This is a genomic window from Ruegeria sp. AI2 (assembly GCF_056541275.1).
The window spans coordinates 119147-133827 of record NZ_JBQFYB010000004.1 but is presented as its reverse complement, the minus strand read 5'-3'; the positions used below and the strand labels follow the sequence as shown (position 1 = coordinate 133827).

Genomic DNA, 14681 nt, shown 5'->3' with positions numbered 1-14681 from the left:
TTCCCCAAATGACCGATATGCGGGACAAAGCGGCCACTCTTTGCAAGAAATGAAATTGACGACTAGTTGTGGTATTAAGGCTCCCACAACCGGGGGGATGCCGCAATGAACAGAACTTGGAAAACATTCCTCGCGGGGGTGGCTGCGCTATGCGCCACCATGTCGACAAGTTCCGCTGAAATGATCCACTTGATGGCTCGAAAAGGCGATGTCGCAAAAGTTATGTCAGAAATCGAAAAAGGAGTGCCGGTGGATCTGCCGAGCACCACAGGCGCTCGTTTTGAAGGTTCGTCACCACTCGTAGTCGCATCTCGGTTCGGTCGTACGGACGTGGTCGCGGCCCTGTTGGAGGCTGGGGCCGACCCAAACTACTCTCTTCCCAATGCTGAGTACGAAAAAACTTTTGCATACCCAATCCATGTTGCGTCAAGCAACGGACACACAGAAGTTGTTCGATTGCTTTTGGAAGCCGGTGCTGATCCAACTGTCGTGGATCCTTGGCTTGGGACAGCACTGCATTTCGCCTCGTTGCGTGGGCACGACGAAATCGTGACCATCCTATTGGATGCTGGCGTACCTACAAGTGCAAGTATCCCTAGTGTGAAGCACTTGATTGGTAATGCCGATAGGGGCCGAGGAGAAACTCTGGCAGGTGCCTGCAAAGCCTGTCACAGCCTGGAGAACAATGGGCAAGTTCAAGCCAATGAAGGTCCGCCACTTTGGGGAGTTCTCGGGCGCACCATTGGCTCGTACGATGGCTACGAGTACTCGACGGCTTTCTCAGCGACTTCAGGTGTCTGGGACTACGACAATCTCAACTCGTTTCTTGGGCGTCCACGAGAATACATTCCGGGAACAAAGATGGACTTAGATGGAGTTTGGGTTGATCAGGATCGCGCAGACTTGATTTCTTACCTCCGGACACTCGATGAAAACCCGGTCGCATTGCCTTAACAACCAATCGAAATTGAGCGTAGGATACGTGTTGGTGAGGTCAGAAGCAGCCATCAGAAAGAGCTCGTTGGGCGTCTGCTTTGCGGACACACCGGACTCGCGCGGGTGCGGCGAATGCAAGCGCAGAAAATGTGAACCGATGTTCGCCCGCGCGGCATCGGGATTTTGCCAGCGCAGCAGATTTCACTGAAGCGGTCATTAAAGGCCAGGCTTGTGTGCAATTTTCAAACCGCCCATTCGCTGCGGTCTGCTTCAACAATCGAGACGCGGGACGAAGCGGTCACGGCCATTTGAGGCAAATCAAGGCGATGGATTTGTTGATCGTTCAGAAATACTTTGATTTCTGAAGGGTCTCTTTTGGCGCTCTGCGCTCTCTGGTCTGTCCCGAGCGCAATGTAGAAGCGAGAGTTATTTGCGTTGGTGGAATGTGCCCACCGAAGCGGACTTCGTGGCTGGCATCGAAATCCCCGGCTAGGTCAAGATGCTTGTTCAAAGGAGGCAAAGAGAGTTCCGTGTGTTTTTCGGCATCTGCAAGCTTTGCAACAGCAGCTGTTCTGGCCCCTGTCGCTACGTTTACGATCGTCGCAGCTATTCGACACGACCAAAGTTACTTGGGATTCGCAGTTTTCCCATTGTTCTTTGGGATCCAGCAGGCATTGGAGGGCGGGCTTTGGCTCGGCATTGGAGAGGGAGCACCCGAAACAACTCACTGGTATGCTGTGGGCTTCCTTTTTTTCGCTTACTTTTTCTGGCCTTTCTGGGTGCCGCTTTCGACTTATCTTGTGGAGCAAGATGAACGTCGAAAACGTGTTTTCCTTGCTTGTTCTTTTCTAGGGGCGCTACTCGGCATGTCTTTGTTCGCGCCGCTACTGTTCGTAGTTGAACCGCTACCAATCCGGATTGTTAGTCACTCCATCGACTACAACTCGCCACTGTTATGGGACGGCGTGGTATCACGAACGCTTATCCGGGTAACATATGCAATCATCGTTTGTGCGCCGATGCTATTGTCTTCGTTGATAACCGTCAGGGTGTTCGGAACTTTGATCACGCTTTCGGTTATCATCGGATTTATCGTCGCACACTATGCCTTTACGTCGATCTGGTGTTTCTTCGCGGCCGTTCTCTCCTGCTATGTGTTCTTTATCGTACGGCATGTTTCAAAACACCGTTTTCCTGGCGGACCAAGTTCGGCTTGAACCCACACTGTATGTTGCCAGCTGTCAGGCGCTTTCTGAAAAGACGAGATTGCATTTGTGATCCAGCCCATGACACTGCCAGCAAGAGTTGAGAAGAAGGTTTTTTCGGCATCAACATCTATTTCTTGCGCCGATGCTGCACCGGTCGCGGCAAGCGCCAATATGGCAGCACGAATGATAACCATTTCAACTCTCCTTTTTGGCAAAACTGGCAAGACTAGCGCAGACGTTATTCCAGCGACTTCAGATACGCGATCAAGTCATCGATTTGATCCGGTTCCAATTGGAACCGCGGCATCTCCGGATGCCCGGTGGTAATGCCTTCGGCAAAGGCCTCTTCGAGATGTTCAACGGGATAAAGCTTGTGGAGGTCTCGTAGAGGGGGAGCAACAGACAGCGCGCTGGAGCCGGTCTTTCCAACTGCGTGACACTGTGCGCAATACGTCTGCACGAGTGTTTCACCGCGATGAACTGCACGCACTGTCTGCGCTTCGGCGGCGCAGGCGAGGAGGAGAAAGGTAACGGCAACTGAGACAGGACCCAATGTCTTCATATGTTTCTCCTCCTCGACGATGTGTCAGGCGAAAGTGTCAAACAGTCGGTTTAGGGCGTGCGCCAATCCCGGCAGTTATTTCGATGAGACCTTGATTTTTCGGCTTGGGTCTTTCGGTTCGGTCTTCGGCATGGTCACATGTAGAACGCCCTTGTCGAACTCAGCCGTGATCTTCTCGACGTCCACCGTATCAGGCAAGGTCATTGTGCGGGCAAAGCTGCCATAGCTTCGCTCGCTGATGCGCAGGTCACCCCCATTATCGTGCGTGACGTTCTTTTGGCCACGCAGCGTCAAACGGCGGTCCCTGAGTTCGATCTCGACATCATCCTCGGCAAGACCTGGCAATTCGGCCGTCAATTCAATTGCCGCATCCGTCTCATTGATGTCGATGGCCGGTGACACGGCTCCAGTCATGTCAAGAGAAGGGAAACCCGTTCGCTGTGCCGCAGAGTCCATCGGAAGGAATGGTGACGCGCCACCGAAGAACCGCGACATCATGGTCTCCATTTCACGCCGAAAGTTGTCAGTCAGCGGATTGATCCAAGGGGTAATTTGCGGAGATTTCTTGTCTTCGAGCATTTGCTTTCCCTCCCAAATCTGTTCGATCAAGACATGGCGGATTCATATCGAAAAGGACGCGTTCTGACTTTGATCTTTCTCAAAACAGTGGCTTCCGGCAGATGCGAAGGTCAGCTCTTTTGCTCAAGCTCTGCGACCAACGCAGGTCGGCTCCTTCGCGAACACTACCCGGGACCGAGGCAGCGCCAATCGCGACGTGGCAACAGGTACTTTAATTTTTGTTTTTCGGTGACCGGTTTGTTTTGGATAGCGGACCCAAAATAATAAAATTGCAATTTCGGCTGAGCGGGACGAAGCTTCCCTTCGCTGCGGCTGCTGCAATGTCAGCTCACCATGGCTCAACTAACAAATGGTTCAAAGTTGCATGGACATTTCATGCCAAGTCATTCCTCCATGATCAGAGGTCGATGGGCGAAGATAGCTGTAGCCCAATCTCTGATAAAGCGGGACGTGATGCTCTTTGCACATGAGGTAGATCGCGGATTTGTCCATATTCCTCATGCGGTCGACAAATTCAGTCATCAATGCCCGCGACAGGCCTGTTCCCTGATGCACAGGATCAACGACGACAGACATGATAACAACATTTGGCGCGTCGGGGTCATGCCCCACAAGCTCCTTGAACTCCTCGTCTGACATTTCGACTTCATAGGCACATCCGCAATTGATAAAGCCAGCGATCTCGCCTCGTTCCTCAAGAATGAGGAAACCATCGGGATAGACCTCAATCCTCTTGGATATCTTTTCGAGGGTTGCTGCTTCGTCGCCTTCATAGGCAGCAGTTTCGACCTCAAAGCATCGCAGTGCGTCAGATTGCCGGGCATTTCGGAACTTGCTCATGCAAGTGACACTATGCGCGTTGGGTCAAGTTGCATATGGGGAAAAAACTTCCGTTGAGTGATCGCAAACCAATGTCGGCTTTGGTTTGGCATAACCAGACCCAAGCACGAGATCACGCTGATTTCCTAGCAGCTACGACAAATTGCGTAAGCGAGAAGAAAAAGCGACCCTCATCCGACAGCGCCTGCTGTTCATCGAACCAAGCCTGCGCCTCCGCCTCTTCTACATGCGCGTTGGCAATCGCGTATTGCTTCATAAGATGCATCATCATGATGGCAATGCCATCGGGCTTGAGTTCGTGATCGGTCAGAGTAACGGGTGTTACTGCATCAACCTCGTGTCCTTTGGCCTTGAGGATACCGGGAAGCCGTTCGGGCAGCGAGCCACTGACAAAATGCTTGTCCCAAGAGGATACTAAGTTTGACATGCGCTCGGGATTACCGGAATGCCAGATGAAGCTGCCAAAGTGCAGGTCGCTAATCACCAAACGCCCACCCGGTTTCAGGCATCGCATCGCATCGTCCAGTGCGCTCTCCACGTCGTCAATGTATTCAAAAACCTGAACCGATACGGCCTTGTCGGCGGCACCATCTGAAACTGGGAGGTTATTCGCGAGACCCTCTGCAAACTCCACGTTCTGGTGACCCTGGCAGCGGTCCCGCCCGGCTTTCAGCATGTCCTTGCTGGGATCAACGCCGATGATCTTGCCTGTTGCCCCGACGGCCCTGGCCAATTCGGCGGTCAGCAAACCGTTGCCACACCCGATATCAATGATCGTGTCACCCGGGCTGGGTTTGAGCGCGTCAAAGGATGCCTGCCGTCGGCGGGTCAGTTCGGCACCTTCATAGGCAATGTTCAATAACCGCGTAGTCTCCGCATCAAACTTAAGCATTTGGATTTCCATCAAACTGTCTAGCGCCGGTGATTTCCGTGACCCATTGTAGTCTGGAACGCGTCCAGCATTCGAAACGCGGAGCTAGTTCCGCCCGTTGCCTTATCGTTCCAGCCCTAAGGTTATACGCGGTAGGTTTATCTTCGACGCCGCAAGAATAGAGGCCGGAACCGCAATCCGGGCAGAAGGCCTGGACGCGCGGATTGCCACTGTCTCCTACCTTTACGTAGTGTTTCGGTGTACCTGTCAAAAGCTCAAAACTATCGCTTTGTACAATGGCAAGCGTACGAAAAGCCGAAGCGGACAAGGCCTGACAATCCGCACAATGACATATCCCCACCGCTGCCGGATCAAGCTCCGCCTCATAGGTGATTGCACCACAATGGCATGATCCATCTATCTTCATGACCTTCCCCCGCAATCGTCAATTCGAGCTAGCGTGCCAAATTTCACTTTGAATGTCACATACTCTGTGTCGACTGCACTCTGTGCAGGCAGCACCCTTTCATCAAAGTTCGTTAGGGCCGCATTTCCTTACTGCTGCAAAAAGCCGACATTTGTGCAAAGTGCAGCATTGGGTAATTTGGGCTCGAAGAAGACGTTCGCTGCACTTTTTATGAGTGTCTGCTATTCTTAGTTACCGGTCGTTCCGTCATGCTCGAACCTGAGGCTTTGAAGCGCCAGTTCCAATGATTAATGTGGTATATTTAGTGGTATGCATTTTAATTTCTAAGACTTTATAAATTTTTAACAATAAGTTATATAAAATGTTAGGTTGCTCCTCGGTCCGCCACTTGGTGATTGTTGAACGTCACACGAACCTGACCCAACCGTCACAGTTGGGCCAGAAACGGGGTGAACGTACGACATCTGAAGGTACCCCCGATGTTGGACATCAATTGATTTTGGCCTTCGCGTCTTAAACTGACTCAAGTTTCCCATTTTAATACTCCCGCAGAGAATTTCGTTTGATCTGGCTTCCCTTTTTTTGGAAAATCAGGGCTGATTTGCAGATCAGACAGCAAAGCTGCCTGTTTCTACCGATCTGCCACGTGGCGAACGCGGGAGGGGGCGAGGCAATGCTATTCGATAGGGGTGGTGCGGCCCGCAGGCATAGCCGAGGACATGGTCCTGTCTAATAGCGTTGCCCGAGGGGGACGTATTCGATTTCTACGTGAAGACTGTTGACCGATTGTTTGCGGGTGCGCCTTGGTGCGCTGCAGGCATTGGTGCACAGCAGGAGGTTCTTAACCACTGGGCAATTTCGTCAGGTGGCCATACGCGAACGGGTTTGGAAGACAATGTGCGACTGGATCGCAATACGTTGGCACCATCAAACGCGGCGCTTGTAACGCGGACTGCAGAGATCTGTGACCAATACAATCGCCCGGTTGCAACAGCGGCCCAGGCACGAAGTATTCTGGGCCTTTAGACCGGGTTTGCGCGCCTCAGAGAATCCAAAAACCCGGTCAAAAAGTCAGGCTGAAGGCTCGATTTTTCTATTGGGAAAGGTTTGCTCAAGTTCTGGCTCAATTGGGATCTGCTCGGCGGCCAGTTGATCCGTCTGGCGCATAGAACAGTCGAAACCGACAGGGGCTATTTCGCCTGCCTAACCGAGAGAGCAGAGAAAAGCGTCTCGGCTATAACACTTTGGGAATGGGTAATCTCACTTGCAAGATTGAGCTGACCGCCTGTGGCGTGCGGGACATCAGGTGGCTAGATATTGTCCTGTTTTGTGAAAAGACCAACACGCCGATAGAGACCTTCACGGAAGACCCCGATTTCTCGCAACTTGATGACTGACGGCCTGCACCCCGCATTCTTAAGTGTTCTCAATTGCCTGTTGAGCGCAGTCAGAAGAGCTGAGGTTGAAGGGTTGTAGGGGGTCAGAATAGCCTGCGACCATCATCCAGCGCTCCTCTTAAGGCAACTCACGACAAGTCTGGAGATCATTCGCCTAGGTGTAGTGATTTTCGTCCGGTTCCCGCTGTCGATCAGTTTGGGAACGTCGGCTTGGCCATTATTCTGGGGGCGGACCTTGGCTCTGCAATCGTAGCGCAGATCATGAATTCCCGGATTGCTTTGCTGACGCCCTTGCTACTTTTGATCGGGGTGCTGATTTTCCTGCGCAGTTCCCGGCGCGGCGTGCGCCAGGTAGGTCGGATTGGCCCTGATTTTTCTGTCGCTTGACCTTATTCGCGATGCCAGCGCGCCGCTGGCAAACAGCGAGGCCGCTTCTCCTACGACCGGCAGCGGATCATTCTCGCAGAGAACGAGATCACGCGCGGGCTGCCCGGCAAGTATGTCGACAGCTACGAATATCCCGACGGCCGGTTCGAGTTCCGCTGGAAGGGCGTCTCGCTCCCCTACTCTGTCTTCGACTAGGACCAGCGCGTCACGCACGCCGCGATCACTGAAAACAAGCATCTGAGCGCGGTGCTGGAACACATCAAGGCCGAGCAGGACAAAACCCCGCCGAAGAAACGCCGCGCGGGCAAACAGCGCACTCGCTACAAACCCAACGGCCGCCGCAACGACGGCTGGAACTCCCTCGCCGCCCGGCGCGCCAAGGAGGCCCGCAAAGCCAGCCAGAGCTGCGATGTCTGAGGTCTCCGCCCTGTCAGGCTTTGCTCACCTCAGCGCCCAGGTGGGACATTTCTACTTTGCAAGCCAAGTGACATTTTTACTTGGTTGCAACATCGCGGTTTGTTATGGCGCTGCAATTCGTGCGATGGTTGCGAAAATCGGTTAAACTGGGAACTCTGCTGGTTTCAGCGCCAAGCTTTGTCGCAACTAACTTCATTGAGTCGCCTGGCGCTCTTTTTCCGGCCAGAATTCATCCACCACGACATATGCGATGATTACAAAAAAAGCGGCGCTGGCAACTTGCAAAACTCGTGTAATGCTTTTGACGTCAGCCTCGTCTGAAAACGGTGCAACCGACCCGCCATATACGATCAGAGCCGTTGTAATAGCTGAACCTGCAGCGGCGGCGAGCGGGGCTTGTGATTTTCCAAGTGCTCCGAGGGTCAGGCAAAAGAAAAAACACAACAGAATAGAAGTGAGAATAACCGGGGCTACTACGTTTATCTCGTAGCAAATGATGGAGACTGCCGCTCCGAGAAGGTTTGCCGTCAGCATTGCTTTTGCTACGGTTTTGCCCGCGGCAGGCATCGCCGCGAGTTGCTGGCTCAGCAGCGCGACAAAAAATAGAACCAGCAATGCAGATGCGCCGGAAACAAAGAAAGCCATAGCAAATGGTACTGTGACAAGCGACATCCTGACTATGCGGCGATGTGGGTCGAAATCCGGCGACGTTGCAGCTTTCTTTTGAGCTGCCGTTTGAGGTTCAGCGGGTATCAACACGAACATCAGCGTCGATACGAAGCCTGCAAAAAGCAGGTTCAACGGTATCCAATACACGAGCACCAAAGCCAGATCCTGAGATTGCAGAACCAGGTTTGGAATCATCAAGGCCCCCATGAGGGCGATGACACCCGGCAATACTCCGGCACCAGAAACTGACCATATAAAAGATAGGATTATTCCAATGGCCACGAGGATGAGGAACACAAGAGGATATGGTGAGAAGATTGAGGAGACCAGGAAGGAGATGAACATCAATCCAATTGAAAAGACAAACAGCTTAGCAAATGCTGCCAAAGGCAATGCGGCAGGCGCTTGAAGAAAAAGGGCAGTGAAGACCGCTCCAATGATGGCGAGTGGCCACCCGAGAAACAGGCCCAATGCAAATACACTGGTAACACCCAGCGCAAGCCGAGTGACAGAGCGCCGGTCTTCAGTACGCATAGGACAGAATTGATACCACGCGGATGTAGGCACGGCCCACGAGGTTCAGCAACGAGTTGTCACTAAGATACATAATCACATCGGCCTGCCCGTTCAGTTGGAAACGAAGATCATCTTCGGCACTGCCAGCTTCATAGCCGGGTAAAATAATCCTGACCGGGAACCTTTCCGGCTCACGCAAAAATCCCTTGGTGCTTGGCGGGCTAGCCAATTTTCCGGGTTCATCACCGCCACTCAAAGACACAGCAGCACTAAAGCTTTCAATGACGCCCGGAACAATCTGACCCGGATGCATATCCAACACTACATCTACCGGAGACCCTACCGAGGCTCTTCCCAGGTTATTTTCGGTAAAGTACGCCTCGATCCAGACGTCGGTTGCATCCAGAAATGTCAGAAGATCCTGGCCGGATCTCGCATACGTTCCGGGAGCTATCAGCAGATTTGAGATTACACCTGTCGCCGGAGCACGCAGTTCAGTCCATTCAAGGTTCAGTTCCGCATCCGCCAGGGCCGCCAACGCGCGCTGGATTTTCGGGTTATCTATGCCGTCGTCACCAAGGCGCTGCTTTGCCTTTTCCAGATCCGCTTTTGCGTTCTCAAAGTTCGCCTCGGACTGTGCCAGTTGCCCTCGAGCATCATCGGCCTTTGAGACGGCAATCAACCCTTTCTTTTCGAGCGCAAATACGCGCTCAGTCTGCAGACGCATGGTGTCGAGATCACTCTGTGCCCTTGCCAGTTTAGCTTGCGCAGCGCTTACTTCCGCTGACGAGGCTCCCACTTCCTGAGTGGCAGCCTCAAGATCGGCTTCGGCTTTGTCACGATCAATTTCGTAAGGTCTGGCATCAATCCGAACCAGAACATCCCCTGCCGAGACGACCTGACCATTTTCAACGAGAACCTCGGTCACCGTCCCAGTGACTTGCGGAACGATCTGGGTCGCCACGGCCTTTACTCTAGCGTTTCCGGTGAACGGCGTCTTCCGGTCCGCGACCAGATACCAGACGAGAAAGATTAGAATGACAGCCAGTGTTGACCAGATCGTCCTCCTCATTTTGCCGCTCCTTCAACGGCTTCATCGGCTTCTGGTGAAACGTCGATCCAAACCTTAAACAACTCATAGAAGACAGCAAACAAAACTGGGCCCATGAAAATACCGATCAAGCCATAGGCCATCATGCCACCAAGAACCCCGATGAGGATCACAAGCATGGGCGTCTCGAGGCCCTTCGAGATGAACACAGGTCGTAGGAAGCTGTCCATTATTGTGACGGGAACGGCCAGTATGGTGAAGATCAGCGCTGTTCCGCCGGACATGGTACTCCAAGCGTAGATAATTACGGGTAAAAGAACCAAACCTGGCCCGATTTGTATAATTGAAAGGATCAGGCAGACAAAAGCGAGCGTGGCGGCCGAGTTAATCCCGAAAAGCACCAATAACAGCCAAACGACGACCGCCTGAATGGCAGCCACCCCGATCACCCCTTTTGTCACATTGCGGATCGTTGCACCGGCCAGTGTTACAAACTCGCCGCCTCGCGGTGCGAAGACTCGGTTGGCAAAGCGCTGGAGGCCTTGGACCAGACTCGGCCCGGGGCTGAACAACGCACCCATTATCAAAACTGAAAGCGCAAGGCCCAGAAGCCCAATACCGATCCCTAGTACTTTGCCGAAAAGTGATTTTGTGATCTCCAGGATTTGCGCGCCGTATTTTTCAAGCGCACCATCCAGGTTCCGTTCAAACAATCCCCACACGTCGGCAATCTTGCTTCCGATCAGCGGTAATTCCTTGATCCGCTCGGGCGCTGGTGGAATTTTCAGCTCACCTTTATCGGCCTGATTCGCAAATTCGGACCCTAGTTCAGCAGCACCAGACACCGCAGTTGCGACTGGCCCGAGAGTCAGAACAAGGCCCAGCAAAACCAAGATCGTCGTGGCAAGTTTTTTCCGCCCTCCCAGCTTGGACTGAAGCCAATCAAAAGCCGGGTAAAGCGCCACGCAGAGTATCGTTGCCCAGATAACCACACTTGCAAGCGGGGCCACCATGACCAAGGCGCTGTAAAGGAATAATCCGAGAAAAAGCAATCGTATCGCGAGGTCGACAATCTTCGCGTCCTGGGTCTTTTCCATTCCATCCCTCCATTATCAGTTTTTCGAACAATACATTAAAAAACCGCAATATATATATCTTTTTGAACCTCTGGCGGTCTCCTATCAACTTGAAGACACAAATGAATTTGGGTCACGGCTTGAGATACCCAATCAAGCTAGTGCCTGTGCATGAACTCATCTTGGCCTAAATAGGGAAAATCTACTTGTCCGTTTTTTCGTCGCCTTGAGACAAGATACTATCTGCAACTGTGGTCGCCGCGGTCACGAAGACACCGAGTCCCACAATGATGTACACCATCGTAAAGATCTTCCCTGCCGCGGTTTCAGGCGAGAAGTCACCGAACCCCACGGTCGAAATTGTCACTACAGAAAAGTAAATTGAGTCGAGCCAACTCCAACCTTCGACAAAGTGGTAAAAGACCGAGGCCCATAAAATCATTCCAACTGTGAAGGCAAGAATGCCTTTCACTCTACCGTCCTTGAAAGCGACGCCTATCCCACGTGTTATTCTTGTTAGTGAATTCATCATGTCCTCATCGTTTGATGAATTCACACATAGCAGTAATTATATGAATGTGGGAAATAGAAGAAATCTGACTGCCTGAAGTCAGGAGAATGCGTCCAACCGCCATAGTCAAAACTCATACAACTGTCCGTTTCTGGCATTTGAACTCACTTCAAGCCAGCCGTTTAGAAACTGGGTGTGCCGCGCGAAGCGAGCGTTTGTCAGTTGCCCGCTACTTAAAGGTTCGAGCAAATTGACGAAAGTATCAGCCGTACGGTCAAGGTAATTCAGGGTTGAGGACAGTTACCGACCGCATATTCCATTAACTTAATGATTAATTGGTCTAGGCTGCCCAATGGGTGAATCGGAATTTCTAGGAGAAAAACGTGCGATACGTTTCAAAAGGTATAATGGTTTGTTGCGCTGTCGCGTTTGTCGCTGTGTTAGCAGCTTGGCTTTTCCTGTCTTCTGCGTTGTTTTCCACTGTCAGGGCCAATTTCGTCGAAAATTTGATCTCTAAGAAACTTGGTCAGGAGGTTAGAATAGAAGATGAAGTGCGTCTGGGTCTTGGTCGGCAATTGCAGGTATCAGCGGCAGGGCTGGTACTACCGGGTTCCCGGAATGTTGATGTGAACCTGGCAGCAATCGACGAAATTGAGTTTGAAATTTCCGCGCGCGACCTTTGGAACAGTAAACTGTCGCTTAGTAGTCTTTCGCTCTCGGGTGTTCATCTGAACCTAATCGAAGACAAAGACGGCGTCGGAAACTGGCAGTCCATTTCCCACGCGGAAGTTGAAGTCGGGAAACCCGCTGAACCTAAAAATTTGCCTATGGGCGGAATTCTAACGGACCACGAAATCGACCTTAACGATATCACCGTTCTTTATCAAAGTGATCAGAACGGGTTTGAGCTGGATCTGAAGCTTCCTGAGCTGCTCTTAAAGCGTGATATGGAAACCGATGTTGCGACCGCAGTCGGGGCCGGTTCGCTGAACGGAGAGAGGTTTGATCTGAATGCGACATTCCCCATTGAAGACCCGTTTCGGATGGCGGTGAACTTTGAACAGATTTCTATTGTCGCCGAGGAAACCCCCCAAGAGAACGGTCTGCAAGTGACTACGACCGTAGAGATTGCAGAACTTGGCCAGCTTCTCGATATCCTGAAGCTTAACCGGGTTTTGGAAGGTACGGGGAATATTGGTGCAACGTTCAAATCAGTCGACGGCGTAGCACGGATTGATGACCTATCTGTATTGGCTGAATTGGAAGGCGGACAAAGCCTTTCGCTGACGGGGCAGATCGGAGAATTGGGGAACCCGGAAGACGTATCGTTGACAACCCGCATTGGGTTGTACCCTGAAGATGCTGAACCAGCCCCTGCCGCATCGCGATATGATCTTAAACTTATCGCAGTCGACATGGTTATCGACAGCGTGCCTGGGCAGGTTCCGCAGCGACAAATGGTCATTAAGACCAACGGTTTCACGTTGGACACGTCTGGCGAAGGCCCACCCCCGATTAAGTTCTCCGAGCTTTCCAGAACACCAGAAGGCGCGTTGAGGGTCGGAAGCATCAACCTGAGAATTGGGAACCCCGCCAATCCGTTTATCATTTTGAACGGTTCGGTCGATGACGCGCTTCAGTTGCAAGGAGTATCAGCTGAAGGCCTAATGGATATTCCGGCAAGCAGTTTAATCTCGCCAGAATTGTTGGGACCAGACGACCAGCTTGGTAGGTTTTCCGGTGACTTCCATTTGAACGGCGACATCAATCAGCTTTCGCTGACGAATTTGGATGGAAAGACAAGCGATACGGACGTGTGGAACCTTGAGGTGCATGGCACTGTTAAGAATGTACTTAAATTCGAGGACCTGGATTTGGCAATTGATGTCGCAGTTCCATCGGGAGCGGACCTTTTAGAGGCACTATCGCTTGAACGTGTGGAAACCGGGCAGGCTCGCCTTGAAATCAACCTCGTTAGCGAAGGCACCGATTGGAACGCGAGTGCCAGTGTTGAGGTTGGCGACTCTATCTTGCAGATTATGGCCGATCTTGATGATGCAACAAGCGACCCGGTGCTGCAGGGTTCGATTGAGAGTGATCTGATAAAGATAAATCAGATCCGACCCATCGTTCAGGCGGCCGCGCAGTTGCGGCAGATAGGTGGATCGGAGCCCGACGAGAAAGACATCAATCAAGAATCCGGCGACACTGGTCCTCTAAGAGATGTGACACTTAAACCTATCGGGCGCTCAATTCTCTTGTCCGGTATGGATATGGATGTTGATATTGATCTTCGGCATATTGAAGGAGCCAAAGGTATCAGCAGTTTGCAGAGTGAAGTGACGCTCAACGAAAATGAGCTCAAGGCCGGACCTTTGAAGTTTGAATACGGAGGTGCTCACTTCGACGTCAGCGGGCAGATGGATCTTTCGAACAACGCGCATCTGCTTACGTTGTCAGGTAACGCTGGCGGCTGGCAGCTGGATGACATTCTGCACACTCTGAACTTCAAAAAGGGCGCAAGCGGTACGATATATGCAGATTTTTCGGTGACCGGCGGAACCGATTCACCTAAGCATTTTGCAAAAAGCATGAACGGCAATGCCACAGTTTCAATGCGTGATGGCTCAATCGAGACCCAGCTTTTGGATCTGGCAGGGCTAGGGGTGCTGCCTTGGGTGTTTACCAAAGAGAAACAAAAGGTTGCTCCAATCGTGTGTTTGCGTGCGCCGATTAGTATTTCAAATGGAAGTATTTCGACGAAACAAACCACATTGGAGACAGATCATGTCCAGGTCGTCGTCTTTGGCGGTGTTAATGTGGCGGGCAAGGTTTTGAACCTAAATCTGCAGCCCCGAAAGATTGGCGAACCTCTTTCGAAGAGCCCCTGGCCCGTGACCTTGAAGGGCCCACTAGCAAAGCCGAAGATCAAGGTCAAAGACGGCCCGAAACGACTGAAACGATCGGATGGAGCGGACAAAATGCCAGCAAAAAGAAAACTTTGCGTTCCGGACATTTTACAACTGCAGTAGTGGCGGAGGCAGTCGATAAAAGAACACTTTTAAAGTTCAAAAAAAATGGCATAGCTTTCTGGAAGCGATTTTTGCTTTGGGTTTGCCCGAGGGGGAAGGCAGCGCCTTCACCCTGACGGCCAGGGGAGTTTGGCCTGTCCAAATCCCGCTGGTCCACGAAACGAAAGCGGTGGGGCCAAAAGCCCCGTCACCATTGCAGTCA

The 14681-nt window shown here is 52.0% G+C and carries 14 protein-coding genes and 1 pseudogene; 6 read left to right on the top strand and 9 right to left on the bottom strand.

From position 1 onward, the window contains the following. Positions 1–105 precede the first annotated feature (105 nt). Both ACR0LL_RS11070 and ACR0LL_RS11065 read left to right on the top strand, forming a co-directional pair. Positions 106–954, top strand: coding sequence for an ankyrin repeat domain-containing protein (locus ACR0LL_RS11070; protein WP_480474877.1), 849 nt, complete (start codon positions 106–108; stop codon positions 952–954). 512 nt (positions 955–1466) lie between these two features. Next, positions 1467–2153 carry a DUF6629 family protein gene (locus ACR0LL_RS11065; protein WP_480586624.1) on the top strand — a complete coding sequence of 229 codons (687 nt, stop codon included), beginning with the start codon at positions 1467–1469 and terminating at the stop codon, positions 2151–2153. A gap of 229 nt (positions 2154–2382) precedes the next feature. On the opposite strand, the gene ACR0LL_RS11060 is transcribed toward ACR0LL_RS11065, so the two are convergent. The 5 genes from ACR0LL_RS11060 to ACR0LL_RS11040 form a co-directional block, all read right to left on the bottom strand. Next, positions 2383–2706 carry a c-type cytochrome gene (locus ACR0LL_RS11060; protein ID WP_480586621.1) on the bottom strand — a complete coding sequence of 108 codons (324 nt, stop codon included), beginning with the start codon at positions 2704–2706 and terminating at the stop codon, positions 2383–2385. A 75-nt stretch (positions 2707–2781) separates the two neighbouring features. After that, complete coding sequence (locus tag ACR0LL_RS11055; RefSeq protein ID WP_480586618.1) at positions 2782–3285, bottom strand: Hsp20/alpha crystallin family protein; 504 nt, start codon at positions 3283–3285, stop codon at positions 2782–2784. A 354-nt stretch (positions 3286–3639) separates the two neighbouring features. After that, complete coding sequence (locus ACR0LL_RS11050) at positions 3640–4125, bottom strand: GNAT family N-acetyltransferase (RefSeq protein WP_480586615.1); 486 nt, start codon at positions 4123–4125, stop codon at positions 3640–3642. A 112-nt stretch (positions 4126–4237) separates the two neighbouring features. Continuing rightward, the gene (locus ACR0LL_RS11045) at positions 4238–5017 is read right to left on the bottom strand and encodes a methyltransferase domain-containing protein (protein WP_480586613.1); all 780 of its coding nucleotides are present in this window, start codon (positions 5015–5017) and stop codon (positions 4238–4240) included. After that, positions 5010–5423: a GFA family protein gene (locus ACR0LL_RS11040; RefSeq protein ID WP_480586610.1), complete on the bottom strand. Its 414-nt coding sequence runs from the start codon at positions 5421–5423 to the stop codon at positions 5010–5012. Before ACR0LL_RS11040 ends, ACR0LL_RS11045 begins: the two co-directional genes overlap by 8 nt. Positions 5424–6170: 747 nt before the next feature. On the opposite strand from ACR0LL_RS11040, the pseudogene ACR0LL_RS11035 reads away from it, so the two are divergent. The 3 genes and pseudogenes from ACR0LL_RS11035 to ACR0LL_RS11025 all read left to right on the top strand — a co-directional run. After that, positions 6171–6449, top strand: a pseudogene (locus ACR0LL_RS11035) (3-keto-5-aminohexanoate cleavage protein); the annotation flags it as partial. 632 nt (positions 6450–7081) lie between these two features. Continuing rightward, positions 7082–7207 (top strand): hypothetical protein, encoded by a 126-nt coding sequence (locus ACR0LL_RS11030; RefSeq protein ID WP_480586726.1) that lies wholly within the window; start codon positions 7082–7084, stop codon positions 7205–7207. Positions 7208–7453: 246 nt separating this feature from the next. Further along, positions 7454–7624 (top strand): hypothetical protein, encoded by a 171-nt coding sequence (locus ACR0LL_RS11025; RefSeq protein WP_480586608.1) that lies wholly within the window; start codon positions 7454–7456, stop codon positions 7622–7624. 192 nt (positions 7625–7816) lie between these two features. Here the strand turns inward: ACR0LL_RS11025 and ACR0LL_RS11020 are convergent, their stop codons facing one another. The 4 genes from ACR0LL_RS11020 to ACR0LL_RS11005 form a co-directional block, all read right to left on the bottom strand. Then, entirely contained in the window at positions 7817–8827 is a 1011-nt protein-coding gene (locus ACR0LL_RS11020) for a DUF2955 domain-containing protein (protein WP_480586605.1), read from the bottom strand. Continuing rightward, complete coding sequence (locus ACR0LL_RS11015; protein WP_480586603.1) at positions 8817–9881, bottom strand: HlyD family secretion protein; 1065 nt, start codon at positions 9879–9881, stop codon at positions 8817–8819. The genes ACR0LL_RS11020 and ACR0LL_RS11015 overlap by 11 nt, the downstream gene beginning before the upstream one ends. Then, positions 9878–10957 (bottom strand): AI-2E family transporter, encoded by a 1080-nt coding sequence (locus ACR0LL_RS11010; protein WP_480586600.1) that lies wholly within the window; start codon positions 10955–10957, stop codon positions 9878–9880. The genes ACR0LL_RS11015 and ACR0LL_RS11010 overlap by 4 nt, the downstream gene beginning before the upstream one ends. A gap of 181 nt (positions 10958–11138) precedes the next feature. Beyond that, positions 11139–11408, bottom strand: a complete 270-nt coding sequence (locus tag ACR0LL_RS11005) for a potassium channel family protein (protein WP_480586598.1) — start codon at positions 11406–11408, stop codon at positions 11139–11141. 422 nt (positions 11409–11830) lie between these two features. Here ACR0LL_RS11005 and ACR0LL_RS11000 point away from each other — a divergent pair, with 422 nt between their 5' ends. Continuing rightward, positions 11831–14479, top strand: coding sequence for an AsmA family protein (locus ACR0LL_RS11000; RefSeq protein ID WP_480586596.1), 2649 nt, complete (start codon positions 11831–11833; stop codon positions 14477–14479). Positions 14480–14681 lie beyond the last annotated feature (202 nt).

Coding starts and splice junctions, on each gene's coding strand:
- ACR0LL_RS11030 (WP_480586726.1), top strand. CDS start 7,082: ATGAATTCCCGGATTGCTTTGCTGACGCCCTTGCTACTTTTGATCGGG.
- ACR0LL_RS11020 (WP_480586605.1), bottom strand. CDS start 8,827: ATGCGTACTGAAGACCGGCGCTCTGTCACTCGGCTTGCGCTGGGTGTT.
- ACR0LL_RS11070 (WP_480474877.1), top strand. CDS start 106: ATGAACAGAACTTGGAAAACATTCCTCGCGGGGGTGGCTGCGCTATGC.
- ACR0LL_RS11015 (WP_480586603.1), bottom strand. CDS start 9,881: ATGAGGAGGACGATCTGGTCAACACTGGCTGTCATTCTAATCTTTCTC.
- ACR0LL_RS11045 (WP_480586613.1), bottom strand. CDS start 5,017: ATGCTTAAGTTTGATGCGGAGACTACGCGGTTATTGAACATTGCCTAT.
- ACR0LL_RS11050 (WP_480586615.1), bottom strand. CDS start 4,125: ATGAGCAAGTTCCGAAATGCCCGGCAATCTGACGCACTGCGATGCTTT.
- ACR0LL_RS11060 (WP_480586621.1), bottom strand. CDS start 2,706: ATGAAGACATTGGGTCCTGTCTCAGTTGCCGTTACCTTTCTCCTCCTC.
- ACR0LL_RS11010 (WP_480586600.1), bottom strand. CDS start 10,957: ATGGAAAAGACCCAGGACGCGAAGATTGTCGACCTCGCGATACGATTG.
- ACR0LL_RS11040 (WP_480586610.1), bottom strand. CDS start 5,423: ATGAAGATAGATGGATCATGCCATTGTGGTGCAATCACCTATGAGGCG.
- ACR0LL_RS11055 (WP_480586618.1), bottom strand. CDS start 3,285: ATGCTCGAAGACAAGAAATCTCCGCAAATTACCCCTTGGATCAATCCG.